21 protein-coding genes are annotated in these 25,495 nt (G+C 72.5%); 9 read left to right on the top strand and 12 right to left on the bottom strand.

What is annotated here, in order from left to right; genetic code table 11:
- Window positions 1-37 precede the first annotated feature (37 nt).
- Complete coding sequence (locus tag ACWD0J_RS02285) at window positions 38-589, bottom strand: response regulator (RefSeq protein ID WP_451493815.1); 552 nt, start codon at window positions 587-589, stop codon at window positions 38-40.
- Window positions 590-729: 140 nt separating this feature from the next.
- On the bottom strand, window positions 730-1,080 hold the full coding sequence (locus ACWD0J_RS02280) for a chorismate mutase (protein WP_451493814.1): 351 nt from the start codon (window positions 1,078-1,080) through the stop codon (window positions 730-732).
- 536 nt (window positions 1,081-1,616) lie between these two features.
- On the opposite strand from ACWD0J_RS02280, the gene ACWD0J_RS02275 reads away from it, so the two are divergent.
- Window positions 1,617-2,513 (top strand): hypothetical protein, encoded by an 897-nt coding sequence (locus tag ACWD0J_RS02275; protein WP_451493813.1) that lies wholly within the window; start codon window positions 1,617-1,619, stop codon window positions 2,511-2,513.
- Between the two features lie 75 nt (window positions 2,514-2,588).
- Here ACWD0J_RS02275 and ACWD0J_RS02270 read toward each other — a convergent pair whose 3' ends face one another.
- On the bottom strand, window positions 2,589-3,494 hold the full coding sequence (locus ACWD0J_RS02270) for an SDR family oxidoreductase (RefSeq protein WP_451493812.1): 906 nt from the start codon (window positions 3,492-3,494) through the stop codon (window positions 2,589-2,591).
- A gap of 1 nt (window position 3,495) precedes the next feature.
- Window positions 3,496-4,236 (bottom strand): SDR family oxidoreductase, encoded by a 741-nt coding sequence (locus tag ACWD0J_RS02265; RefSeq protein ID WP_451493811.1) that lies wholly within the window; start codon window positions 4,234-4,236, stop codon window positions 3,496-3,498.
- A gap of 54 nt (window positions 4,237-4,290) precedes the next feature.
- Here ACWD0J_RS02265 and ACWD0J_RS02260 point away from each other — a divergent pair, with 54 nt between their 5' ends.
- Genes ACWD0J_RS02260 through ACWD0J_RS02245 form a run of 4 tightly spaced genes read left to right on the top strand, consistent with a single transcriptional unit; the run spans window position 4,291 to window position 7,765 of the window.
- On the top strand, window positions 4,291-5,061 hold the full coding sequence (locus tag ACWD0J_RS02260; protein WP_451493810.1) for an enoyl-CoA hydratase family protein: 771 nt from the start codon (window positions 4,291-4,293) through the stop codon (window positions 5,059-5,061).
- Entirely contained in the window at window positions 5,062-5,931 is an 870-nt protein-coding gene (locus ACWD0J_RS02255; protein WP_451493809.1) for a CoA transferase subunit A, read from the top strand.
- Complete coding sequence (locus ACWD0J_RS02250; RefSeq protein WP_451493808.1) at window positions 5,928-6,683, top strand: CoA-transferase subunit beta; 756 nt, start codon at window positions 5,928-5,930, stop codon at window positions 6,681-6,683. Before ACWD0J_RS02255 ends, ACWD0J_RS02250 begins: the two co-directional genes overlap by 4 nt.
- 14 nt (window positions 6,684-6,697) lie before the next feature.
- Complete coding sequence (locus ACWD0J_RS02245; protein ID WP_451493807.1) at window positions 6,698-7,765, top strand: NAD(P)H-dependent flavin oxidoreductase; 1,068 nt, start codon at window positions 6,698-6,700, stop codon at window positions 7,763-7,765.
- Between the two features lie 109 nt (window positions 7,766-7,874).
- On the opposite strand, the gene ACWD0J_RS02240 is transcribed toward ACWD0J_RS02245, so the two are convergent.
- The 3 genes from ACWD0J_RS02240 to ACWD0J_RS02230 are packed head-to-tail and all read right to left on the bottom strand — an operon-like array spanning window position 7,875 to window position 10,509.
- The gene (locus ACWD0J_RS02240; protein WP_451493806.1) at window positions 7,875-9,032 is read right to left on the bottom strand and encodes an acetyl-CoA C-acetyltransferase; all 1,158 of its coding nucleotides are present in this window, start codon (window positions 9,030-9,032) and stop codon (window positions 7,875-7,877) included.
- Between the two features lie 23 nt (window positions 9,033-9,055).
- Entirely contained in the window at window positions 9,056-9,691 is a 636-nt protein-coding gene (locus ACWD0J_RS02235; protein ID WP_451493805.1) for a TetR/AcrR family transcriptional regulator, read from the bottom strand.
- A 26-nt stretch (window positions 9,692-9,717) separates the two neighbouring features.
- Entirely contained in the window at window positions 9,718-10,509 is a 792-nt protein-coding gene (locus tag ACWD0J_RS02230) for an SDR family oxidoreductase (protein WP_451493804.1), read from the bottom strand.
- Between the two features lie 61 nt (window positions 10,510-10,570).
- On the opposite strand from ACWD0J_RS02230, the gene ACWD0J_RS02225 reads away from it, so the two are divergent.
- Window positions 10,571-11,710, top strand: a complete 1,140-nt coding sequence (locus ACWD0J_RS02225; protein WP_451493803.1) for an acyl-CoA dehydrogenase family protein — start codon at window positions 10,571-10,573, stop codon at window positions 11,708-11,710.
- The gene (locus ACWD0J_RS02220) at window positions 11,710-13,026 is read left to right on the top strand and encodes an acyl-CoA dehydrogenase family protein (protein ID WP_451493802.1); all 1,317 of its coding nucleotides are present in this window, start codon (window positions 11,710-11,712) and stop codon (window positions 13,024-13,026) included. Before ACWD0J_RS02225 ends, ACWD0J_RS02220 begins: the two co-directional genes overlap by 1 nt.
- On the opposite strand, the gene qcrB is transcribed toward ACWD0J_RS02220, so the two are convergent.
- The 5 genes from qcrB to ACWD0J_RS02195 all read right to left on the bottom strand — a co-directional run bounded on the left by qcrB (window position 13,001) and on the right by ACWD0J_RS02195 (window position 22,802).
- A complete protein-coding gene (gene qcrB, locus ACWD0J_RS02215; protein ID WP_451493801.1) occupies window positions 13,001-14,659 on the bottom strand; it encodes a cytochrome bc1 complex cytochrome b subunit in 1,659 nt (552 codons plus the stop codon). The genes ACWD0J_RS02220 and qcrB overlap by 26 nt on opposite strands.
- Window positions 14,660-14,738: 79 nt before the next feature.
- Window positions 14,739-15,464, bottom strand: a complete 726-nt coding sequence (locus ACWD0J_RS02210) for a vWA domain-containing protein (RefSeq protein ID WP_451493800.1) — start codon at window positions 15,462-15,464, stop codon at window positions 14,739-14,741.
- A 183-nt stretch (window positions 15,465-15,647) separates the two neighbouring features.
- Window positions 15,648-17,111 carry a glutamate synthase subunit beta gene (locus ACWD0J_RS02205; RefSeq protein WP_451493799.1) on the bottom strand — a complete coding sequence of 488 codons (1,464 nt, stop codon included), beginning with the start codon at window positions 17,109-17,111 and terminating at the stop codon, window positions 15,648-15,650.
- Entirely contained in the window at window positions 17,104-21,699 is a 4,596-nt protein-coding gene (gltB, locus tag ACWD0J_RS02200) for a glutamate synthase large subunit (RefSeq protein WP_451493853.1), read from the bottom strand. The genes ACWD0J_RS02205 and gltB overlap by 8 nt, the downstream gene beginning before the upstream one ends.
- Window positions 21,700-22,070: 371 nt before the next feature.
- Window positions 22,071-22,802, bottom strand: a complete 732-nt coding sequence (locus tag ACWD0J_RS02195; protein ID WP_451493798.1) for a VIT1/CCC1 transporter family protein — start codon at window positions 22,800-22,802, stop codon at window positions 22,071-22,073.
- A gap of 309 nt (window positions 22,803-23,111) precedes the next feature.
- Between ACWD0J_RS02195 and ACWD0J_RS02190 the strand changes: the two genes are divergently transcribed.
- Window positions 23,112-24,176 (top strand): ADP-ribosylglycohydrolase family protein, encoded by a 1,065-nt coding sequence (locus ACWD0J_RS02190; protein WP_451493797.1) that lies wholly within the window; start codon window positions 23,112-23,114, stop codon window positions 24,174-24,176.
- Window positions 24,173-25,489: an ADP-ribosylglycohydrolase family protein gene (locus ACWD0J_RS02185; protein WP_451493796.1), complete on the top strand. Its 1,317-nt coding sequence runs from the start codon at window positions 24,173-24,175 to the stop codon at window positions 25,487-25,489. Before ACWD0J_RS02190 ends, ACWD0J_RS02185 begins: the two co-directional genes overlap by 4 nt.
- Window positions 25,490-25,495 lie beyond the last annotated feature (6 nt).

Raw genomic sequence — 25,495 nt, 5'->3', positions numbered from 1 at the left:
GGCGTGGGCAAGGCACAGGGGCGGATCGGTACGCGGCCTATGTCCGGTCCTGTTCGAGCTGCCCGGTGTGCGCCTCTTGCGCGCGCTGGAGCGGAACCCGGGCGTCCGGGTGGGGCAGGGCGGGGCGCGGGGGAGGTTTCGCGGTCTCGGTGTGGTCCTTGGCCAGGGTGCGCAGGGCGCGTACCTCGTGTTCGAGGGCGAGGTGGCGCTGGTGGGTGTCGAACAGGTAGCGGACTTTGGTGCGCAGGGCCCACGGGTCGATGGGTTTCATGACGAGGTCGGCGACGCCGAGGCCGAAGGCTGCGGAGGCCAGTTCCTGGTCGGGGCCGAAGCCGGTGAGCAGGATGACCGGTATGTGCTGGGTCTGTTCCACGCGGCGCATGTAGCGCACGACGTCGAGGCCGCTGACGCCGGGCATGCGTACGTCGAGCAGGAGGAGGCCGACGTGGCCGCGCAGCACCTGTTTGAGTGCCTCGTCGCCGCTGGTGGCGCGGGCCAGCCGGTAGCCCAGCGGGGCCAGGGCGCTCTCCAGGGCGTACAGCGTGTCTTCGTGGTCGTCGACGATGAGGATCCTGGCATCCGGCGGCATGACCCGACGTCCCTCCCTCGTGGACAACCCAGCGTATGTCCGGTCAGCTGACGGGGAGTGCTCGTCGGCTGACAAGGAGTGCACAGCGCAGCATGCCTCTCGGAAGCTCCCGTGTCACGTCCCCGGGGCGTCGTGGGAGGTCAACCGGCCGGTCGCGCCGAGCCGTTCACGGCGTCCTCGGCGATGCGCTCGTGGTGCCTGATCACTTCGGCGACGATGAAGTTGAGGAATTTCTCGGCGAAGGCCGGGTCGAGTTTCGCGTTCTCCGCGAGGGCGCGCAGGCGTTCGATCTGGCGGGCCTCGCGGGCCGGGTCAGCGGGCGGCAGCTGGTGCCGGGCCTTGAGGTGGCCGACCTGCTGGGTGCACTTGAAGCGTTCGGCGAGCATGTGGACGACGGCCGCGTCGATGTTGTCGATGCTGTCGCGCAGCCGGGCGAGTTCCTCGCGGACCGCGGGGTCGACGTCCTGGGTGCCGGTGTTGCTGGTGGTCATGGGCGACCACATTACGGGGCGTGCTGCCGTTCGATCACGGGTGGATCGGCGGGGCCGGGGACCTGGCCGCTCCAGCCGTCGGAGGGCGTTGGCGGTTGCGGTGGCGGGCCCGGTGAAGTCGACGCAGCCGTCGTCGCGGCCGGGGCCGGTGCCGGGGTCGGGCGCGCGGGGGTGCGGCACGCCGGGGGTGAGCCACAGCGGCCCGGGCGCGGTGACGGTGGTGCGGCGGCCGTCGGGGGCCGCGTGCCGGCCGGACCGGCGCTGATGACGACGGCGACGTGGTGGTCGAGGGTGCGCGGGCCGGCGGACGGGCGGAGACCCTGGGGAGGATCGCCTCCCCACAGCGTCTCGGCCACGCGGCACCGGCCCCGCACCCGCGCGGTGAGCCCGCCCCCAGTTCCCCCGCGTCGTCGTCGGCGCGGACGGTGAGGTCCTGCGGTGTGCCGGCGCCGGTCGTGCGGCCGTTGAAGGCGGGGAGGTTCCGTCGGCGTCCCCGTAGAGTGGAATCGGGTTCACGGCGTCTTGGGGGTACGGGCGTGGCGAACGACGGACCGGTCGAGCACGGCTACCCGCATCTGGAGACGGTGCGGGCCGCCATCACCGCGCTGTACAGGCGGCTGTCGTACGACACCGTCCAGACGTTCGCGACCAGTGTGGCCCCCGTCGACGTGGCGTTCTGTGACACCGACGACCTGTATCTGGGGGCGCAGCGGGTGGCCCGTGAGCTGGTGCGGCACTACCGGTTGCCGGACGCCCGGCTGGTCGTCGGCTTCCGCGAGATGTCGCACGCGGCGAACGTCGAGCTCACCGCGGGTCCGGAGTACTTCGTCGAGCTCAACGACCGCTTCCGCACCCACCGCCGGGACATCGGGGCGGCTCTCGCGCACGAGGTGATGCACGTGTATCTGCACCGGCTCGGCCTGTCCTTCCCCGGCACCCGTGACAACGAGATCCTCACGGACACGGCGACGACGTATCTGGGCGCGGGGTGGCTGCTGCTGGACGCCTACCGGGAGGACGCGGCGTCCTCGCAGAAGCTGGGGTATCTCACGCCGGAGGAGTTCGGTTACGTTCTCGCCAAGCGGGCCCTGCTCTTCGGCGAGGACCCCTCGGTGTGGTTCACCAGCGCGCAGGCCTACACGGCGTACGTCAAGGGCATGGCGCGGGCCCGCCAGGACGGGCAGCAGCCGCCGCTGACGGCGGCGGGATGGGCGGGCCGGCGCCGCTACGCCCACGACCGCCGCCAGGCCGGCCCCGGGGCCGGCCCCGGGGCGCGGCCCGACGCCCCCTACGCGTTCACCCCCGACGGGAGCGGGCGGCTGCGGGTGTCCTTCCCCTGCCCGACCTGCCATCAGCGGATCAGGGTGGCGGTACGGGGGCGGGTCCGGGCGCGGTGCGCGCTGTGCCGGACGGTACTGGAGTGCGACACGTAGGTGCGGGTGCGTGCTGCGGGGGTCTGCCGTCGGCGGTGCGCGCACCGGCCACCGCGGTGCCCGGCCGGTGTTCTCCTACGCCCCGTACACCGCCCGGGGCACCCCCGCCTCCGTCAGCAGCCGCCGTGCCGCCTCTCCCGCCTCCCCCGGAGTCCACCGTGCCCCTTTGTCGGCGCTCGGTCCGGCGCGCCAGCCCTCCATCACCGTGATCCGGCCGCCCTCCGCCTCGAAGACCCGTCCGGTGACACCGGCGCTCGCGGCCGAGCCCAGCCACACCACCAGCGGTGACACGTTCTCGGGGGCCATGGCGTCGAAGCCCTGCGCGGGGCTCGCCATCGCCTCGGCGAACGTCTGCTCCGTCATCCGGGTCCGCGCCGCCGGCGCGATGGCGTTGACCAGGACGCCGTAGCGGGCCAGTTCGGCCGCGGCCACCAGCGTCAGCCCGACGATCCCGGCCTTCGCCGCGCTGTAGTTGCCCTGCCCCACCGAGCCCGACAGGCCGGCCCCGCTGCTGGTGTTGACGATCCGTGCCTCGGGTGTGCGGCCCGCCTTGGTCTCGGCCCGCCAGTGTGCGGCGGCGTGCTTGAGGGGCAGGAAGTGGCCCGTGAGATGGACGCGCAGGACGGCGTCCCAGTCGTCCTCGTCGAGGTTGACGAGCATGCGGTCGCGCAGGAAGCCGGCGTTGTTGACGAGGGTGTCGAGACGGCCGTACGTCTCCACGGCGGTCCGTACCAGGGAGGCGGCACCGTCGCTCGTGGCGATGTCGCCGCCGTGCGCGACCGCCGCGCCGCCCGCCGCGCGGATCTCCGCCGCCACCCGGCCGGCCGGGCTGTCGGCGCCGGGCGTGCCGTCGAGGCCGACGCCGAGGTCGTTGACGACGAGCTTGGCGCCCTCGGCGGCGAACGCGAGGGCGTGGGCCCGGCCCAGTCCGCGGCCCGCGCCGGTGACGGCGACGACCCGTCCGTCGCAGAGTCCGCTCATGTCAGGCCTCCCGGTGCGTGGTCGCGGCGTCCAGGAACGCGGGCCGCTCCCCGCCCCCGTGCACGAGGAGGCTGGCCCCGCTGATGTAGGCGGCGGCGTCGGAGGCGAGGAAGACCGCGGCCGCGCCGACGTCGCGGGGGTCGGCGAGGCGGCCGAGCGGGACGGTACGGGCGACCGCGGCGATCCGGTCCGCGTCGCCGTAGTGCAGGTGGGACAGTTCCGTGCGGACCATGCCGACGACGAGGGTGTTGACGCGGACCTCGGGCGCCCACTCCACGGCCATCGACCGGGCGAGGTGCTCCAGGCCCGCCTTGGCCGCCCCGTAGGCCGCCGAACCGGGCGAGGGGCGGCTGCCGCTGACGCTGCCGATCATGACGACCGATCCGCCGGCCCGCTTGAGGTGCTGGTACGCGGCGAGCGAGGCGGTCAGCGGGGTGAGGAGGTTGAGTTCGACGACCCGGGCGTGCCGTTCGGCGTCCGCGCCGGCCAGGAGCCGGTGGGGGGTGCCGCCCGCGTTGTTGACGAGCACGTCGAGGCGGGGCAGCGCGGCGAAGAAGTGCCGTACGGCGGGCGGGTCGCGCAGGTCGACGGGGGTGAACTCGGTGCCCGCGAGGGGCTGTTCGGGGGGTCTGCGGGCGCAGACCACGACGTGGGCGCCCGCCGCGACGAGGGCCCGCGCGATCCCGGCGCCGACCCCGCGGGTGCCGCCGGTGACGACCGCGACCTTCCCGTGCAGCTCCATGCACCGCTACCCTTCACCTAACAAACGTTTGGTGGAAAGGTAGCTGATGCGCCCATGGGTGTCTCCACCCCGTCCCCGGAAAAGGGGATTTCCGTCATGGCCCCCACGCCCGGGGTCCGCGTCGTCACGGTCGACGTCCCGCCGGTGAACGCGCTGCCGGTGCGCGGCTGGTTCGCGCTGGCCGACGCGGTGCGCGCGGCCGGCCGGGACCCGGGGACGCGGTGTGTGGTGCTGGCCGCCGAGGGGCGGGGCTTCAACGCGGGCGTGGACCTCAAGGAGATACAGGCACGGGGGCACAGTGCGCTGGTCGGCGCCAACCGCGGCTGCTTCGAGGCGTTCGCGGCGGTGTACGAGTGCGAGGTGCCCGTGGTGGCGGCGGTGCAGGGTTTCTGCCTGGGCGGCGGGATCGGCCTGGTGGGCAACGCGGACGCGATCGTGGCGAGCGAGGACGCCGCCTTCGGGCTGCCCGAGCTGGACCGGGGGGCGCTGGGCGCCGCCACCCATCTGGCCCGGCTGGTCCCGCAGCACCTGATGCGGACGCTGTACTACACCTCGCGCACGGTGAGCGCGGCTGACCTGCACGCGCACGGGTCGGTGTGGCGGGTGGTGGAGCGCGCGGACCTGCGGGCGGCGGCCCTGGAGCTGGCCGGTGAGATCGCCGCCAAGGACGGGGAGCTGCTGCGCCTGGCCAAGGCCGCCCTCAACGGCATCGACCCGGTGGACGTGCGCCGCAGTTACCGCTTCGAGCAGGGCTTCACCTTCGAGGCCGGTCTCACCGGGGTGGCCGGCCGGGTGCGCGACGACTTCGGCAAGGAGCGGGTGTAGGTGGGCGACAAGACGATGACCGCCGATGAGGCCGTCTCCCGGCTGGCGAGCGGCATGACCCTCGGCATCGGCGGCTGGGGCTCCCGCCGCAAGCCGATGGCCCTGGTCAGAGCGGTGCTCCGGTCCGGGATCACCGATCTCACGATCGTCTCGTACGGCGGCCCGGACGTGGGCATGCTGGCCGCCGCCGGACGGATCCGCACGCTGGTCACCGCGTTCGTCACCCTCGACTCGATCCCGCTCGAACCGCACTACCGGGCGGCCCGTGAGGGCGGCGCCCTGGAGCTGAGGGAGGTCGACGAGGCGATGTTCCTGTGGGGCCTGACCGCGGCGGCCAACCGGCTGCCCTTCCTGCCGGTGCGGGCCGGCATCGCCTCGGACGTGATGCGGGTCGGCCCCGCTCTGCGCACGGTGACGTCGCCCTACGACGACGGGGAGACGTTCGTGGCGATGCCGGCGCTGCGGATGGACGCCGCCCTGGTGCACGTCAGCCGCGCCGACCGGCAGGGCAACGGCCAGTACCTGGGCCCGGACCCGTACTTCGACGACCTGTTCTGCGCGGCGGCCGACACCGCGTACGTGTCCTGCGAGCGGATCGTGGACACCGCCGAGCTGACGAAGGCGGCGGCACCGCAGACCCTGCTGGTCAAACGCCACACGGTGACGGGGGTCGTCGAGGCTCCCGACGGCGCGCACTTCACGTCCTGCGTCCCCGACTACGGCCGGGACGAGGCGTTCCAGAAGCAGTACGCGAGCACGCCGTGGGCGCAGTTCGCGGCGCGGTTCCTGAACGGGGACGAACGGGCGTACCGGTCGGCCGTCCGGGCGTGGCACGAGGCAGCGGGGGCCGGGGCGGGGGCGGGGACATGACCACCGTGCCGCACGCTCCCCCTGCCCCGCCCACCCGCGCCGAGTACTGCGTGATCGCCTGCGCGGAGGCGTGGCGGGACGCGGGCGAGATCCTGGCGAGCCCGATGGGCGTGATCCCGTCCGTGGGCGCCCGCCTCGCCCGCCGCACCTTCGCGCCGGACCTGCTGCTGACCGACGGCGAGGCACTGCTCGTCGGCCCGGACGGCACCGTCGAGGGCTGGCTGCCCTACCGGCAGCACCTCACCCTGGTCACCGGCGGCCGGCGCCACGTGATGATGGGCGCGAGCCAGATCGACCGGTACGGCAACCAGAACATCTCCTGCGTCGGTGACTGGGACCGGCCCGCGCGGCAGCTGCTCGGGGTGCGCGGCGCCCCCGTCAACACCCTCAACCATCCGACCAGTTACTGGATCCCGAGACACTCACGGCGGGTCTTCGTCGAGCGGGTCGACCTGGTGTGCGGGGTGGGGTACGACCGTGCCGCCGAGCATCCGCGGACGGCCCGCTTCCACCGGATCCCCCGGGTCGTCTCCGACCTCGGCGTCTTCGACTTCGCCACCCCCGACCGCTCGATGCGGCTGGCCTCGCTGCATCCCGGGGTCACCGTGGACCAGGTCAGGGAGGCCACCGGTTTCGGGCTGGCCGTCCCGGGCGAGGTGCCGTACACCCGCGCACCGACGCACCACGAGCTGGAGTTGATCCGCGAGGTGCTCGACCCGGGGAACACCCGGGCCACCGAGGTCGGGATCTGAGAGGCCGGGATCTGATGGAGACCGCGTTCACCCGGCTGGCCGGCGTCCGGCATCCGCTCGTACAGACCGGGATGGGCTGGGTGGCGGGCCCCCGCCTGGTCTCGGCGACGGCGAACGCCGGGGCGCTCGGCATCCTGGCCTCCGCGACGATGACCCCGGACCAGCTGCGCGCGGCGGTGCGCGAGGTGAGGTCCCGCACCGACGCGCCCTTCGGGGTCAACCTGCGGGCCGACGCCGCCGACGCCGGTGACCGGGTGCGGATCATGATCGAGGAAGGGGTGCGGGTCGCGTCCTTCGCCCTCGCGCCCTCCCCCGAACTGATCGCCTCACTCAAGGAGGCGGGGGTCGTCGTCATCCCGTCCGTGGGTGCCCGCCGGCACGCCGAGAAGGTCGCCGGGTGGGGGGCGGACGCGGTGATCGTGCAGGGCGGCGAGGGCGGCGGACACACCGGCGAGGTGGCGACGACGGTGCTGCTGCCGCAGGTGGTGGACGCGGTGGACATCCCGGTCGTGGCGGCGGGCGGCTTCTTCGACGGACGCGGCCTGGTCGCCGCGCTGGCCTACGGGGCGTCCGGCGTGGCCATGGGCACCCGGTTCCTGCTCACCTCGGACTCCACGGTCCCCGGCGCGGTGCAGGCGAGGTACCTGGCGGCGACGGTCGGGGACGTCACGGTCACCACCGCCGTCGACGGCTTGCCGCACCGCATGCTGCGGACGGACCTGGTCGCCGCCCTGGAGCGTTCCGGCCGCGTGACGGCCCTGCTGCGGGCCGCGCGGAAAGCAGCCGGCTTCCGGAAGCTGTCGGGGCTGACCTGGCGGCGGATGGTCCGTGACGGCCTCGCCATGAAGCACGGCCGGGACCTGACGTGGAGTCAGGTCCTGCTCGCCGCGAACACGCCGATGCTGCTGAGGTCGGCGATGGTGGACGGCCGCACGGATCTCGGGGTCATGGCGTCCGGGCAGGTCGCCGGGGTGATCGGCGACCTGCCGTCGTGCGCGGAGCTGGTGGAGCGGATCATGAAGGAGGCCGAGGAGGTGCGGGCAAGGCTCGGGGCCAACCCCTGCGCGTCACCCGGCCCCTGAGCGTCACAGCCGCTCGCGACCGTCACACCGGCGTCTCCGCCACGTGGCTGGCCGACCGCCACACCGCCCTGTCCGCCACATGGCCGGCCGGCCTGCCTCCCGCCGCTTTTCAGAGCCGCTCGATGATCGTGACGTTCGCCTGCCCGCCGCCTTCGCACATCGTCTGGAGGCCGAACCGGCCGCCGGTGCGCTCCAGTTCGTGCAGCAGCGTCGTCATCAGCTTCACGCCGGTGGCGCCCAGGGGATGGCCGAGGGCGATGGCCCCGCCGTTGACGTTGACCCTGCCGGGATCCGCGCCGGTCTCCTTCAGCCAGGCCAGGACGACCGGGGCGAACGCCTCGTTGATCTCGACGAGGTCGATGTCGTCGAGGGACAGGCCGGTCTTCTTCAGGGCGTGCGCGGTGGCCGGTATCGGCGCGGTCAGCATGCGGATGGGGTCCTCGCCGCGCACGGAGAGATGGTGCACGCGCGCGCGGGGCCGCAGCCCGTGTTCCCGCACCGCCCGCTCCGAGGCCAGCAGCATGGCCGCGGCCCCGTCGGAGACCTGCGAGGAGCAGGCCGCGGTGACCGTGCCGCCCTCGATGACCGGCTTCAGGCCGGCCATCCTCTCCAGCGAGGTGTCCCGGCGCGGGCCCTCGTCGACGGCGGCCTGGCCACAGGCCACGATCTCCCGCTCGAAGCGCCCCTCGTCGATCGCCCGCAGCGCCCGCCGGTGGGAGCGCAGCGCGAACTCCTCCTGGTCCTGCCGGGTGATGCCCCACTTCGCGGCGATCATCTCCGCGCCGGCGAACTGGTTCACCGCCCGGTCCCCGTACCGCGCCCGCCAGCCCTCGCTGCCCGCGAACGGGCCCTCGGTGAAGCCGAGCGGCTCGGCGGCCCGCCGGGTGGCGAAGGCGATCGGGATCTGCGACATGTTCTGCACCCCGCCCGCCACGACCAGGTCCTGCGTCCCGGACAGCACGGCCTGCGCGGCGAAGTGCACGGCCTGCTGCGAGGAGCCGCACTGCCGGTCCACCGTCACCCCCGGCACCTCCTCGGGCAGCCCGGCCGCCAGCCAGCAGGTCCGCGCGATGTCCCCCGCCTGCGGCCCGACGGCGTCCAGGCAGCCGAAGACGACGTCCTCCACGGCGGCCGGATCGACCCCGGCCCGCGCCACCAGCTCCTTGAGCACATGCGCGCCCAGGTCGGCCGGGTGGACCCCGCTCAGTCCTCCCCCGCGCCGCCCGACGGGCGTCCGGACCGCTTCGACGATGTAGGCCTCGGCCATGGCAACTCCCTCACCCTTAAGGGCTATTCGCGTACGGCGATCCCGTCCAGCACCATCGACAGGTACTGCCGGGCGATCTCCTTCGGGCTGTGCTGTCCGCCGGGCCGGTACCAGGACGCGGCGACCCACACCGTGTCGCGCACGAACCGGTAGGTGAGCCGCACGTCGAGGTCGGCCCGGAACACCTCGGCGGCGACCCCGCGTTCCAGCGTGGACAGCCACGCCTTCTCGAACCTGCGCTGCGAGTCGGCGAGGAAGAGGAACCGCTCCTGCGCGACGAGCTGCCGGCTCTCCTTCTGGTAGATCGCGACGGCGGCCCGGTGCCGGTCGATCTCCCGGAACGACTCGGTGACCAGCGCTTCGAGGGTCTCGCGCGGCCCGAGCCCGGCGCCGAGGACGGTGTCGTAGCCGTCCCACAGCTCGTCGAGGAAGGTGCGCAGGATCTCCTCCAGCATCGATTCCTTGGAGTCGAAGTGGTAGTAGAGGCTGCCCGCGAGCAGGCCCGCGTGGTCCGCGATCTTGCGCACGGTGGTGGCGTTGTAGCCCTGTTCGGCGAAGACCTCGGCGGCGGTGTCGAGGAGTTCGCGGCGGCGGTCGCGACCGGTGACGGCCGCGGCGGGCTCGGCCGCGGTCACCTGGGGCTTCTTCTTCGTAGGCACGGATCCATTGTGGGCTGCTCCGGTCTTCAGGGATGCTGACCGCTGACGGAGACGACCTCGCCCGTCATGTACGAGGAGTAGGCCGACGCCAGGAACACGATCACGTTGGCCACCTCCCAGGGTTCGGCGTACCGCCCGAAGGCCTCGCGGCCCGTCAGTTCCGCCAGCAGCTCGGGAGTCGTCACCTTGGCCAGGTGCGGATGCACGGCGAGGCTCGGCGACACGGCGTTGACCCGCACCCCGAACCCGGCCGCCTCAAGGGCGGCGCACCGGGTCAGCGCCATCACCCCCGCCTTCGCGGCGGCGTAGTGCGCCTGCCCGGCCTGGGCGCGCCAGCCCACGACGGAGGCGTTGTTGACGATCACCCCGCCGGTGCCGGCCGCCTTCATCGACCCGAGGGCCGCCCGGGTGCACCGGAAGGTGCCGTTCAGCGTCACGTCCAGCACCCGCGACCACTGCTCGTCGGTCATGCCGACGAGGTCCGACGTGCCGCCCAGACCGGCGTTGTTGACCACGATGTCGAGCCGGCCGTGGTCCCGCACCGCCGCCTCGAACAGCGCCCGCACCTGCCCCTCGTCGGTGACGTCGCACGGCACCGCGCCGACCCGCTCCGCGCCGAACTCGCCGCCCAGCCGGGCACTGTGCTCCCTGAGCCGCCGCGCGTGCGCGTCGCTGATCAGCACCCGCGCGCCCTCCTCCAGGAAGCGGCGGGCGGTCGCCCCGCCGATCCCGGCGCCCGCGGCCGCCGTGATGACGGCGGTACGTCCGCTCAGCAGCCCGTGCCCGGGCACGTACGCCGGACTCTCGACGCCTGTCATGGGGCCACGCTAACCTACCAAACACTTGTTAGGGAAGACTCCCCATGAAGGACGGCCGCCGATGGATCTCGCCCTCACGCAGGAAGAGGAGGCCTTCCGGGCCGAGGCCCGCGGCTGGCTGAGGGCGCATGTGCCGTCCGTCCCGCTGCCCTCCCTGGAGACCGCGGAGGGCTTCGCGGCGCACCGCGCGTGGGAGGCCGGACTCGCCGCGGACCGCTGGTCGGTGGTGAACTGGCCCGCGGCCTACGGCGGCCGGGACGCGGGCCTGGTCCGGTGGCTGCTCTTCGAGGAGGAGTACTACGCGGCGGGCGCGCCGGGCCGCGTCGGCCAGAACGGCATCGGCCTGCTCGCGCCGGCCCTCTTCGACCACGGCACCGAGGAGCAGCGGGCGCGGGTGCTGCCGCCCATGGCCCGTGGTGAGGTGGTCTGGGCGCAGGCGTGGTCGGAGCCCGAGGCGGGCTCGGACCTGGCGTCCCTGCGGTCGAGGGCCGTGCGCACCGGCGGCGGCTGGCTGCTCAGCGGCCAGAAGGCGTGGTCCTCGCGGGCCGCGTTCGCCGACCGCGCGTTCGGCCTGTTCCGCAGCGACCCGGACCGGCCGAAACCCCACCAGGGACTGACCTACCTGATGTTCGGCCTGCGGGCGCCCGGCGTCACCGTCCGCCCCGTCCGCCGCCTCGACGGGAAACCGGCCTTCGCGGAGCTGTTCCTGGACGAGGTGTTCGTCCCGGACGAGGACGTGATCGGCGAGCCCGGCGAGGGCTGGCGGGTGGCGATGACGACGGCGGGCAACGAGCGCGGGCTCACGCTCCGCTCCCCCGGCCGCTTCCTGGCGGGCGCCGACCGGCTGGTGGCGCTGTGGCGGGCGCGAGGCTGCCCGGACGCCACGCGGAGCCGGGTGGCCGACGCCCTGATCGGCGCCCGCGCCTACCAGCTGTTCGGGTACGCCGCCGCCTCCCGCCACCTCGACGGAGCGTCCCCCGGCCCGGAGTCCAGCATGAACAAGGTGTTCTGGTCCGAGTACGACATCGCGCTCACCGAGACCGCCCTCGATCTCCTGGGCCCGGAAGGCGAGTTGGCGGACACCGAGTGGGCCGATCGGTACGTCTTCTCCCTCGCCGGTCCCCTCTATGCCGGCACGAACGAGATCCAGCGCGACATCATCGCCGAACGCCTGCTGGGCCTGCCGAGGGGACGCCGCTGATGCGGTTCCTCCTCACCACCGAGCAACGCGCCTTCGCCGACGCGCTGACCGCCCTCCTGACGTCCGCCGGCACCCCGTCCGTCGTACGGGACTGGAGCCGCGGCGACCACCGGAGCGGACGCGCGCTGTGGTCCCGGGTCGCCGAGGCCGGCGTCTTCGCGCTCGCCGTCCCGGAGGTGTACGGGGGGATGGGACCGCGGCCCGTCGAACTCGCCGTCGCCTTCGTCGAGCTGGGGCGGCATGCGGTACCGGGTCCCCTGGTGGAGACGGTGAGTGCCGCGGCGCTGCTGTCCCGGCTGGACGACACGGGCCCGGCCGCACGCCTGCTGCCCGCCCTGGCCTCGGGCGAGTCGGCGGCCACCCTGGCACAGGGCCCGTACGCACTCGACGCGGACGCGGCGGACATACGGCTGACGGTCTCGTCCCCGCACCCCCCGGCCCGGCCACCCGAACCCCCCGGTACTCCGACGAGCCACGGGGCCGAGGACTCCGGAACCACGACGAGCCACGGGGCCGGAAGCTCCCGCCCCCCGACAGACCACGCGACCCCAGTCCCCCGCCCCCCGACAGACCACAGGACCGAAGACTCCCGCCCCCCGACAGACCACGGGATCCACACCTCCCGAACCCCGGCAGACCGTGAAGCCCACCCCTCCGGAACCCCGACAGACCATGCGGCCCACCCCTCCGGAACCCCGACGAACCATGCGGCCCAAGCCTCCATACCACCCCCCGCGCACCAGGGGCCCGAGCTGCGTCTGGCCCCCGCACCCGGCGTCCCCTTCCCCGGCGGCGGGCTCCGCCCCTCGCTCGATCCCGCCCGTCGGCTCTTCCCTCTCCCGCCGGGCGGGGAACTCCTCGCCGCGGGAGCGCAGGTCGACGCGGCGGCCTCCCGTGCCCTCGACTGGGCCCGCCTCGCCACCGCCGCGCAGGCCCTCGGCGTCGGCCTCGCACTCCTGGACCGGACCGTCGCGTACGTCAGGCAGCGCACCCAGTTCGGCGTCCCCGTCGGCTCGTTCCAGGCCGTCAAGCACCGGCTGGCCGATGCGAAGATCGCGCTGGAGTTCGCCCGGCCGCTCGTCCTCGGTGCCGCCGTGACGATGGCCGCGGACGACGTGGCCGCCGCCAAGGTCACCGCGTGCGAGGCGGCGTACGCCACCGCCCGGACGGCGCTCCAGCTGCACGGCGCGATCGGTTACACGGCGGAGTACGACCTGTCCCTGTGGCTCACCAAGGCCCGCGCCCTGCGGACCGCGTGGGGCGACCCGGACACCTGCCGGAGCGCCGTTCTCAGTGGTGGTGATCGCCGCTGGTGATCTGCCGGTACTCCTCGGGGGTCGGCTTCTCGACCCGGGTCCCGGGCCCGAACATCGCCCGCGCCAGCCGGGCCCGCACCCGCTGGGAGACCCGGACCGGCCGCCGCACCCCCTGGGCGTCGACGAGCGGCCCGATCTCGTACGGCGGGTGCTGCTCGTGCTGGGTGAGGGTGAACAGGTGGGCCTGCGAGAGGGGTTGGTGGACCTCGACGTACTCCCCGTGCGGGAGCCGTTTGATGGTGCCGGTCTCCCTGCCGTGCAGCACCTTGTCCCGGTCGCGGCGCTGGAGGCCCAGGCAGATCCGTTTGGTCACCATGAAGGCGAGCACCGGCACCACGAACACCGACACCCGCACGAACCAGGTGATCGCGTTGATGGACAGGTGCAGACGCAGGGCCACGATGTCGTTGCCGCCGCCGATCAGCAGCACGGCGTACAGGCTCAGCCAGGCGACCCCCAGGCCGGTGCGCACGGGTACGTCGCGCGGCCGGTCCAGGATGTGGTGCTCGCGCTTGTCGCCGGTGATCCACGCCTCGATGAACGGGTACACGCCGAGGGCGAGCAGGATCAGCGGGAAGAGCGAGAAGGGGATGAAGACGCCCAGCGCCAGGGTGTGGCCCCAGAGGTTGATCTCCCATCCCGGCATCACCCGGATCAGTCCCTCGGAGAAGCCCAGGTACCAGTCGGGCTGCGCACCCGTGGTCACCAGATCCGCGCGGTAGGGCCCGAAGGCCCACACGGGGTTGATGCTGGCGATGCCGCCCATGAGCGTCAGGACGCCGAAGACCAGGAAGAAGAAGCCGCCCGCCTTGGCCATGTAGACCGGCAGGAACGGCATCCCCACCACCGACCTGTTCTCCCGGCCGGGACCCGGATACTGCGTGTGCTTGTGGTAGAAGACCAGGATCAGATGCGCGACCACCAGGCCCAGCATGATCCCCGGCAGCAGCAGGACGTGCACCGGGAAGAGCCTCGGGATGATGTCGTGGCCCGGGAACTCCCCGCCGAACAGGAAGAACGCCAGATACGTTCCGACGACCGGGACCGACAGGATCGCCCCCTGGGCGAAGCGCAGGCCGGTGCCGGACAGCAGGTCGTCGGGGAGCGAGTAGCCGGTCAGGCCGGTGATGATGCCGAGGAACAGCAGGGTCCAGCCGAACAGCCAGTTGAGCTCGCGGGGCTTGCGGAAGGCGCCGGTGAAGAACACCCGCATCATGTGCGCGAGCATGCCGGCGACGAACACCAGCGCCGCCCAGTGGTGGATCTGCCGGATCAGCAGCCCGCCGCGCACGTCGAAGCTGATGTCGAGCGTCGACTCGTACGCCCTGGTCATCACCACGCCGTTGAGGGGCTCGTACGAGCCGTGGTAGACGACCTCGGCCGCGCTCGGCTCGAAGAACAGGGTGAGATAGACGCCGGTGAGGATCAGGACGAGGAAGCTGTAGAGGCAGATTTCGCCCAGCATGAACGACCAGTGGTCCGGGAAGACCTTGCGCATGTTGGCCTTGGCCAGCGCGTACAGCCCGAGCCGCCCGTCGGCCCAGTCGGCGAGCCTCTCCCCCGTGCCGGATGCCTCCCCGCGCGCGGAACCGCCCCGCTCCGTGTCCTCGTTCACCGATCGTGCGCCGTCCATACGTCGTCGCCTCCCCTTCGGATCCACCACAGGGTGGCACGACGGTCCGGCCAAGCCAACGGGGCACAGCCGTGGTACGTCAGGACGGCCTTATGATCCCCCGCTCCCGCGCCGCCGCCAGCCACCTCGGGAACTCGCCCAGGAGACGGTCGTACAACTCGGCGTCGGACATCCGTCGCGGATCCCGTCCGGCGTGGAAGAACCCGGCGTTGTCGACCACCCGCCGACCGGGCACCGCCAGTGCGTCGAGCCTGCGCAGGAAGTCGAACCGGCGGCTGCCCGGGTCCCCGAAGCCGATGAACTGCCAGAACAACGGCAGCCCGGCCGCCTTGCACACGTACTTCTCCGCGGCGGGCCTGCTGCTCGGCCCGCCGTCGGTCTGGAACACGACCAGGGCAGGGTCCTTCGAGCCGCTGTCCAGGTAGTGGTCGAGGACGGCGTCCATCGCCACGTGGTAGTTCGTCCTCCCCATGTGGCCCAGACCGGTCGCGAGACGCGCGATACGCCCTTGATGGCCGGCCAGGTCGATGTCGGCGACGGCATCGACGTCCGTGGAGAAGAACACCACCGGTACGGTCCCGTCACCGTGCAGATGGGCCGACAGCCCGAGCACCCGGTCCGCGAGCGCCTGCACGCTGCCGTCCTCGTAGTACGGCCGCATCGACCCGGAGTGGTCGACGACCAGGTAGACCGCGGCCCGTACGCCCTCCAGGCCATGCCGCTCCAGCGACACCCCGGCGCTCTTGTACAGGCTGACCAGCGCGGGCGCGGCCTCCTCGACCTCGCGCAGACCGATCACGGACACCGGACCTCCCCCTCGTGCGCGGAACCCGCCGCGGACCCCGCCGCTCGACGAAGGCGGACGTGCACGGCGTCCTGACCGGCCGCGGACATGCGGCGGCGCCTGCCCCTTCGTCCGGTCGGGGACTGTGGGGCAGGCGCCGTCTGTGTTCCGTACGCCTTTGTACGGGACGTCTTCACGTGGCCGTCAGACCATCAGCGAGCGGTCCGTCGGGCGGATCGGGGCGTGCAGTTCGCTGTCACCGGTCAGGAACCGGTCGACGCCCTTGGCGGCCGAGCGGCCCTCCGCGATGGCCCACACGATGAGGGACTGGCCGCGGCCGGCGTCACCGGCGACGTACACGCCCGGCACGTTGGTCTGGAAGTCGGCGTCGCGGGCGATGTTGCCGCGCTCGTCGAGCTCCAGGCCGAACTGCTCGACCAGGCCGTTCTCCCGGTCGGTGCCGGTGAAGCCCATGGCGAGGGTGACCAGCTGGGCGGGGATCTTGCGCTCCGTGCCCGGCTTCTGGGTCAGCTTGCCCTCGACGAACTCCACCTCGGTGAGGTGCAGCCACTGGACGTTGCCGTCCTCGTCGCCCTCGAAGTGGGTGGTCGAGACGGAGTAGACCCGCTCGCCGCCCTCCTCGTGCGCGGAGGTGACCTTGTACAGCATCGGGAAGGTCGGCCAGGGCTGGGAGACCGGGTTCCGCTCCTCGTTCGGGCGGGGCATGATCTCCAGCTGCGTGACGGAGGCCGCGCCCTGGCGGTGGGCGGTGCCCACGCAGTCGGCGCCGGTGTCACCGCCGCCGATGACGACGACGTGCTTGCCCTCGGCCGTGATGGGGGGCGCCACGAAGTCGCCCTCCTGGACCTTGTTGGCCAGGGGCAGGTACTCCATGGCCTGGTAGATGCCCTTGAGCTCGCGGCCCGGGACCGGAAGGTCACGCGCGGTCGTCGCACCGGCGGCGATGACGATCGCGTCGTACCGCTTCTTCAGGTCGGTCGCCTTGAGGTCGCGGCCGATCTCGATCCCGGTACGGAAGCGGGTGCCCTCCGCGCGCATCTGCTCGATACGGCGGTTGATGTGCCGCTTCTCCATCTTGAACTCGGGGATGCCGTACCGCAGCAGGCCCCCGACGCGGTCCGCGCGCTCGTAGACGGCGACGGTGTGACCGGCCCGGGTCAGCTGCTGCGCGGCGGCGAGACCGGCGGGACCGGACCCGATGACCGCGACCGTCTTGCCGGACAGGCGCTCCGGGATCTGCGGGGCGACCTCACCGGTCTCCCACGCCTTGTCGATGATCGAGACCTCGACGTTCTTGATGGTGACCGGCGGCTGGTTGATGCCCAGCACGCACGCCGACTCGCACGGGGCCGGGCACAGCCGGCCCGTGAACTCCGGGAAGTTGTTCGTCGCGTGCAGACGCTCGGAGGCGGCGGCCCAGTCCTCGCGGTAAGCGTAGTCGTTCCACTCGGGGATCAGGTTCCCGAGCGGACAGCCGTTGTGGCAGAACGGGATGCCGCAGTCCATGCAGCGGCTGGCCTGCTTGCTGATGATCGGCAGCAGGGAGCCGGGGACGTAGACCTCGTTCCAGTCCCTGACACGCTCGCTGACGGGACGGGTCCTGGCGACCTCGCGGCCGTGGTTCAAAAAGCCCTTCGGGTCAGCCATTGATCGCCGCCTCCATCATCTTCTCGGTGATCTCGGTCTCGGTGAGACCCGCTCGCTCGGCGGCGTCCTTGGCGGCGAGCACTGCCTTGTACGTGCTGGGGATGATCTTGCTGAAGCGCTCCACCGACACGGACCACTCGGCGAGCAGCTTCCCGGCGACCGTCGAGCCGGTCTCCTCGGCGTGGCGGCGCACCACGTCGTGCAGCCACTGCTTGTCCGTGTCGTCCAGTGCCTCGATCGCGCCGACGTTGCCCACGTTGACGTTGTCGCGGTCCAGGTCGATGACGTACGCGACGCCGCCGGACATGCCGGCCGCGAAGTTACGGCCCGTCTCGCCGAGGACGACCGCGTGACCGCCGGTCATGTACTCGCAGCCGTGGTCGCCCACGCCCTCGGCGACGACCGTCGCACCGGAGTTGCGCACGCAGAACCGCTCGCCGGTCCGGCCGCGCAGGAACAGCTCGCCGCCGGTCGCGCCGTACGCGATGGTGTTGCCGGCGATCGTGGAGAACTCGGCGAGGTGGTCGGCGCCCCGGTCGGGACGGACGATCACCCGGCCGCCGGAGAGGCCCTTGCCGACGTAGTCGTTGGCGTCGCCCTCCAGGCGCAGCGTGACACCGCGCGGCAGGAAGGCGCCGAAGGACTGGCCGGCCGAGCCGGTGAAGGTGATGTCGATGGTGTCGTCCGGCAGGCCCGCGCCACCGAACTTCTTCGTCACCTCGTGGCCGAGCATGGTGCCGACCGTGCGGTTGATGTTGCGGATCGCGACCTGGGCGCGCACCGGCTGGGCATCGGTCGCGGAGTCCGCGGCCAGGGCGTCGCCGGCGAGCCTGATCAGCTCGTTGTCGAGCGCCTTCTCCAGGCCGTGGTCCTGCTCGATGACCTGGTGCAGCGGGGTGCCCTCGGGCAGCTCGGGCACGTAGAAGAGCGGGGACAGGTCCAGGCCCTGCGCCTTCCAGTGGTCGACCGCGCGGGTCACGTCGAGTGCCTCGGCGTGGCCGACGGCCTCCTCGATGGTGCGGAAGCCCAGCTCGGCGAGGATCTCGCGGACCTCCTCGGCGATGAACCGGAAGAAGTTCACCACGTACTCGGCCTTGCCGGTGAACCGGTCCCTGAGGACCGGGTTCTGGGTGGCGATGCCGACCGGGCAGGTGTCCAGGTGGCAGACGCGCATCATGACGCAGCCGGAGACGACGAGCGGCGCGGTCGCGAAACCGAACTCCTCGGCGCCCAGCAGCGCGGCGATGACGACGTCCCGGCCGGTCTTGAGCTGGCCGTCGGTCTGCACGACGATCCGGTCCCGCAGGCCGTTGAGCAGCAGGGTCTGCTGGGTCTCGGCGAGACCGAGCTCCCAGGGGCCGCCCGCGTGCTTCAGCGAGGTGAGCGGGGAGGCACCCGTGCCGCCGTCGTGGCCGGAGATGAGGACCACGTCCGCGTGCGCCTTGGAGACACCGGCCGCGACCGTGCCGACGCCGACCTCGGAGACCAGCTTGACGTGGATCCGCGCCTGCGGGTTCGCGTTCTTCAGGTCGTGGATCAGCTGGGCCAGGTCTTCGATGGAGTAGATGTCGTGGTGCGGCGGCGGGGAGATGAGGCCCACGCCCGGCGTCGAGTGACGCGTCTTGGCGACCCACGGGTACACCTTGTGGCCGGGCAGCTGGCCGCCCTCGCCGGGCTTGGCGCCCTGGGCCATCTTGATCTGGATGTCGTCCGCGTTGACCAGGTACTCGGAGGTGACACCGAAGCGGCCGGAGGCGACCTGCTTGATCGACGAGCGGCGGGCCGGGTCGTACAGGCGGTCCGCGTCCTCGCCGCCCTCACCGGTGTTGGACTTGCCGCCCAGCTGGTTCATGGCGATGGCGAGCGTCTCGTGGGCTTCCTTGGAGATGGAGCCGTACGACATGGCGCCGGTCGAGAAGCGCTTGACGATCTCGCTGGCCGGCTCGACCTCGTCGATCGGGATCGGCTGCCGGCCGGAGGCGAAACCGAACAGGCCGCGCAGCGTCATCAGGCGCTCGGACTGCTCGTTGACGCGCTCGGTGTACTTCTTGAAGATGTCGTACCGGCCGCTGCGCGTGGAGTGCTGGAGGCGGAAGACCGTCTCCGGGTCGAACAGGTGCGGCTCGCCCTCGCGGCGCCACTGGTACTCGCCGCCTATCTCCAGGGCGCGGTGGGCCGGCGCGATGCCGCTGGCCGGGTACGCCTTGGCGTGGCGGGCGGCGACCTCCTTGGCGATGACGTCGATGCCGACGCCGCCGATCTTGGTGGCCGTGCCGCTGAAGTACGTGGTGACGAACTGCTCGTCCAGGCCGACCGCTTCGAAGACCTGGGCACCGCGGTAGGAGGCGACGGTCGAGATGCCCATCTTGGACATGACCTTCAGGACGCCCTTGCCGAGGGCGTAGATCAGGTTGCGGATGGCCTGCTCGGGCTCGATGTCCGACAGGAAGGTACCGGCGCGGACCAGGTCCTCGACGGACTCCATGGCCAGGTACGGGTTCACGGCCGCGGCGCCGAAGCCGATCAGCAGGGCGACGTGGTGGACCTCGCGGACGTCACCGGCCTCGACCAGCAGGCCCACCTGGGTGCGCTGCTTGGTGCGGATGAGGTGGTGGTGGACGGCCGCGGTGAGCAGCAGCGACGGGATCGGCGCGTGCTCGGCGTCCGAGTGCCGGTCCGACAGGACGATCAGGCGGGCGCCGTTCTCGATGGCGGCGTCGGCCTCGGCGCAGATCTCCTCGATGCGCGCGGCGAGGGCGTCGCCGCCGCCGGAGACGCGGAAGAGACCGGAGAGGGTCGCGGCCTTCATGCCGGGCATGTCGCCGTCGGCGTTGATGTGGATGAGCTTGGCGAGCTCGTCGTTGTCGATGACCGGGAAGGGCAGCACGACGCTGCGGCAGGACGCGGCCGTCGGCTCCAGCAGGTTGCCCTGCGGGCCCAGCGAGGAACGCAGGGAGGTGACGAGCTCCTCGCGGATCGCGTCCAGCGGCGGGTTGGTGACCTGCGCGAACAGCTGGGTGAAGTAGTCGAACAGCAGGCGCGGGCGGTCGGACAGGGCGGCGATCGGCGAGTCGGTGCCCATCGAGCCGATCGGCTCGGCGCCGGCCTTGGCCATCGGCGCGATGATGACGCGCAGCTCCTCCTCGGTGTAGCCGAAGGTCTGCTGGCGGCGGGTGACCGAGGCGTGCGTGTGCACGATGTGCTCGCGCTCGGGCAGGTCGGACAGCTCGATCTCGCCGGCTTCCAGCCACTCCGCGTACGGGTTCTCGGCGGCGAGTGCTTCCTTGATCTCGTCGTCCTCGATGATCCGGTGCTCGACGGTGTCGACGAGGAACATCCGGCCGGGCTGCAGGCGGCCCTTGCGGACGACCTTCGCGGGGTCGATGTCGAGGACGCCGACCTCGGAGCCGAGGACGACCAGGCCGTCGTCGGTGACCCAGTAGCGGCCGGGGCGCAGACCGTTGCGGTCGAGGACCGCGCCGACCTGCTTGCCGTCGGTGAAGGTGACGCAGGCCGGGCCGTCCCACGGTTCCATCATCGTGGCGTGGAACTGGTAGAAGGCGCGGCGGGTGGCGTCCATGGAGGTGTGGTTCTCCCACGCCTCCGGGATCATCATCAGCACGGAGTGGGGCAGCGAACGGCCGCCCAGGTGCAGGAGTTCCAGCACCTCGTCGAAGGACGCCGAGTCGGAGGCGTCCGGCGTACAGATCGGGAAGATGCGGTCGATCTTCTCCTGCCCGCCGAACAGGTCGGAGACGAGCTGGGACTCCCGGGCGGCCATCCAGTTGCGGTTGCCCTTGACCGTGTTGATCTCACCGTTGTGCGCGACGAAGCGGTACGGGTGGGCCAGCGGCCAGCTCGGGAAGGTGTTCGTCGAGAACCGCGAGTGGACCAGCGCGATGGCCGAGGCGAAGCGGCGGTCGGACAGATCCGGGAAGAAGGGCTCCAGCTGGCCGGTGGTCAGCATGCCCTTGTAGACGATGGTCCGCGCGGACAGCGACGGGAAGTACACCCCGACCTCGCGCTCGGCGCGCTTGCGCAGCACGAACGCCTTGCGGTCCAGGGCGATGTCCGTGGCGGAGCCGTCGGTCACGAAGACCTGCCGGAAGACCGGCATGGTGGACCGGGCGGTGGCGCCGAGGAGTTCGGGGGCGGTGGGCACCTCGCGCCAGCCGAGGACGGTCAGGCCCTCGTCGGCGGCGATCGTCTCGATATGCGAGACGACGTCCTCGATGCCGTCCTCCGGCAGGAAGGCCGTACCTACGGCGTACCCGCCGGCCGCGGGCAGTTCGAACGGGGTCACCGCACGGAAGAAGGCGTCCGGGACCTGGGACAGGATGCCCGCGCCGTCGCCGGAGTCGGGCTCGGAGCCGGTGGCACCGCGGTGCTCCAGGTTGCGCAGAACCGTGAGCGCCTGCTCGACCAGCGCGTGGCTCGCCTCGCCGGTGAGGGTGGCCACGAAGCCGACGCCGCAGGCGTCGTGCTCGTTGCGGGGGTCGTACATACCCTGCGCAGCAGGGCGAGCATCCATGAAGGACCACTTCTGGCCATTCGCGGAGTGCTGGGACGGCTGGCGCGGCGTACGCATCGGCTCTCCCGTCGTCGTCATGTGGCATATGCAGATTGCCGAGGGACGACGTTGGCCCTCTGCGTGCGTGCAAAATTTCGTGCAGGTTACATGATGGAGCGGATCTCGGGAACCGGATAGTCCGTTCCATCATGCGGACGCCACGAGGGGCGGCGGGGGTACCGCGCACATGGCTGGAAGTATGTGGGGACCGAACGGGACAGATCGGTGTCCGTCGGTCCGAGTGGCGGAGAAGGCGTCGTCACCGACCCCGCGAGGTGCGCCGCGGGCGTCCTTGCCCACAGCGCTTACGGCTCATGCCCGATGGTTAAGCGATCGAAACCAGCGAGTAACGGCTACTTATGCGGCCCCACGCATAAGTTGCAGCCGACCTATCCTACGGCGATTCCGAACAAGCTGCCCAGGGCGTACGTCACACCGGCCGCCGCACCCCCGAGAACGAGCTGCCGCAGCCCGCTGAACCACCAGGTCCGCGCGGTCACCTTGGCCACGACGGCACCGCAGGCGAACAGGCCGAAGAGCGCCAGCAGCACGGCGGGCCACAGGACCGTGGCACCGAACAGATACGGCAGGACGGGCAGCAGCGCCCCCAGCGCGAACGACCCGAACGACGACACGGCGGCGACCAGCGGCGACGGCAGGTCACCGGGGTCGATGCCGAGCTCCTCCCGGGCGTGTATCTCCAGGGCCTGCTCCGGATCGCGGGACAACTGCCGGGCCACCTCGCGGGCCAGCTCCGGCTCCACCCCGCGCCCCTCGTACAGGCCCGCGAGTTCGGCCTCCTCGTCCTGGGGGTGCTTTCTCAGCTCCCCGCGCTCCACGTCCAGCTCGGCCTCGACCAGCTCGCGCTGCGAGGCGACGGAGGTGTACTCGCCGGCGGCCATGGAGAAGGCGCCGGCGGCGAGCCCCGCGAGTCCGGTGATGACGAGGGTCCGCTGGCCGACCGCACCACCCGCGACACCGGTCATCAGGGCGAGGTTGGAGACGAGGCCGTCCATCGCGCCGAAGACGGCGGGCCGCAGCCAGCCACCGCTGACGTCCCGGTGCGTGTGGTTGTCCCGGTGCGCCTCGTGCAGCGCCGCCTCGGTCTCGATGATGGCCATTGCGGTCCTCCCGAAAGGATGCTCGTCCCGCTGGTCCGGGCTCTCACCCGGACTCTTGTCTGGACTGATTCTACTTTTCGACATCACCCAATCTACGCTCCACCACCCTCGCCCGCCACCAAGGAAAGACTCGCCTAACCTGCGGCTTTACCTCCTCTCGCTCATCTGCAAGAGATCGCGCACACATGTCGACCGGGTGACACGGGGGCGCACGAGGCTGCGCGGCACACCGCACCGGGGACAGTTCCGCAAAGGGTTCCGCGCCCCTGAGAGCGCCTGAGCAGGCGCCCCCGAGAGGAGAAGCCGCGTATGGCATCGATCGCCTGCATCCCCTCCGCCCCGGCGCCCGGGAGCGCCGCCGAACTCCGCGAGCGGGGCCGCGGCGCGCTGCTCGGGCTGGCCGTCGGGGACGCCCTCGGGGCACCGGCCGAGAACATGAAGCCCTCCGAGATCCGCGCCCGCTGGGGCCGCATCACCGGCTACGTCACCGACACCCCCGCCGGCACCGACGACACCGAGTACGCGATCTTCTCGGGACTGCTGCTGGCCCGCCACGGCTCCGCCCTCACCCCGGCCCACGTGGAGACGGCCTGGCACGAGTGGATCGCCGACCGCGACGAGGGCCCCTTCCGGGGCGCCGGCTTCAGCGAACGCGGCACCCTGGAGAACCTGCGCCGGGGCCTGGCCGCCCCCATCTCGGCCCAGCACCGCCACGCCTGGAGCGACGGCCTCGCCATGCGCGCCGCCCCCTTCGGCGTCTTCGCGGCGGGCCGCCCCGCCGAAGCGGCCCGCCTGGTGGCGATCGACGGATCGGTCAGCCACGACGGCGAGGGCATCTACGGCGGCCAGGCGGTCGCGGCGGGCGTGGCGGCGGCGATGGCGGGCGCACCGGCGATCGCGGTGGTCGCCTCGGCGCTCGCGGTCGTCCCCGACGACTCCTGGACGGCCCGTTCGCTGCGCCGCGCGGTGGCCGTGGCCCACCGGGGCGAACGCGCGGTCCGCTCCGCCGTCGTCATCGGCGGCTACCCGTGGACGGACCTGGCCCCCGAGGCGGTCGCCCTCGCCTTCGGCGCGTACGCGGCAGCCGACGGCGACTTCGTCCAGGCGGTACTGACCGCCGTCAACATGGGCCGGGACGCCGACACGACGGCTGCGGTGGCGGGCGCGCTGGCGGGTGCGACGCGGGGCGCCACCGCGATCCCGGCCGACTGGGCCACGGCCATCGGCCCGGCCCGCGGCAGTTGCCTGCCGTCGATGGCGGGCCACCATGTGCTGGACGTGGCGGAGCTGCTGACACCGGGGGAGGACGAGAGGTGGGCCACGACGGGATACGTCCCGGGCAAGGCCCGCACCGAGACGGAGGCGGCCTCATGACACCCCCCGCCCCGTGGAACGAGAGCACCTCCGCGGCCACGGCCACGGCCCAGCCGCTCGAACCGGAGGCCGCCGACGGCGAGAGCCCCCCACAGGGGCCACCCGCACCCGACGACGAAGGCCGCACGGGTGGTACGGGAGGGAACGACAAGGCCGATGGCGCGGCCGAGGCCGTGACCCCGGCACCGCCGCCACAGGCACCTCGCCGCATCGAAGGCCTCCTGATCGGCCTCGCCGCAGGCGACGCCGCCGGCTGGCCCGCCGCCCGCCACCGAGCCGCCCGCATGCCCGACTGGACCCGCCGTCTCACCCGCGAACTGGACACCTTCGCCGAACAGAACGCGACCACGACCCTCCCCGTCCCCATCGCCCTGAACCAGCCCCCGGAACCCCTGCGCCTGGGCCCCTCCGACGACGCCGAGTGGGCGGCGTTCGCCGCGGAGGCCCTCCTGCGGGCCGGTGACGACAGCGTCCTGGGCGACCTCAGCCGCCGGCGCCGCACCCGCGCCGCGATCGACCTGACCTGGAACGCCGTGGCGAGCGAGGTCGCCGCCGCGGCGGACCGCGCCCCCGAGGTCGAGTCCGCGCTCCTCCCGCTGCGCGCCCGCATCTCCGTCCGGGCCGGCCTCGGCAACCTCGCCACCGGTCTGCGCCCGCCCGCCACCGGCCACGACAACCCGCACTTCTTCGACGACGCGGCCTGCGTACGGGCCTGCGTCCTGGCCGTGGCCCACCCCGGCGACCCCCGACTCGCCGCCGACCTCGCAGAGTTCGACGCCCGCTACACCCAGGACGGCGACGGCGTGCACGGCGCCCGCGCGATGGCGGCGGCCCTGGCCCTCGCCCTGGCCGGAGCCGACGTACACCGCTGCACCAGCGCCGCGCTCGCCGAGCTGCCCGAGTCCACCGAGATCGGCCGCAACGCACGCCACGCCCTCAGGCTGGCCCGCGAAGCCGAGAGCGCCTTCGCCCTGATCCCTCTGCTCGAACACCAGATCGTCGACCACGTCTACAGCTACGGCATCGCGGCCGCCGAGACCGTCCCCGTCGCCCTAGCCCTGGCCACCGCCGCGCACGGCCGGATCGCGGAAGCGGTACCGGCGGCGGCCTGTCTCTCCCGGGTCGCGGACTCCGCCCCGGCACTGGCGGGGGCGCTCACCGGCGCGCTGGGCGGCGGCGCGTCGATCCCCGCGTCCTGGCGGGACGCCTGCCGCACTCTCTCCGGCTGCGCGCTCCCCCGCCTCACCGGCACCGACCTGGTGGAACTCGCCGGACTCCTGGAAGCCGCACAACCGGCCCCGCCAGAGGGATGATTCCGG

The sequence above is a fragment of the Streptomyces sp. NPDC003011 genome (assembly GCF_053591515.1).
Note: the sequence above shows the minus strand (reverse complement) of the source record. Positions and strands in the feature narration are given on the sequence as shown.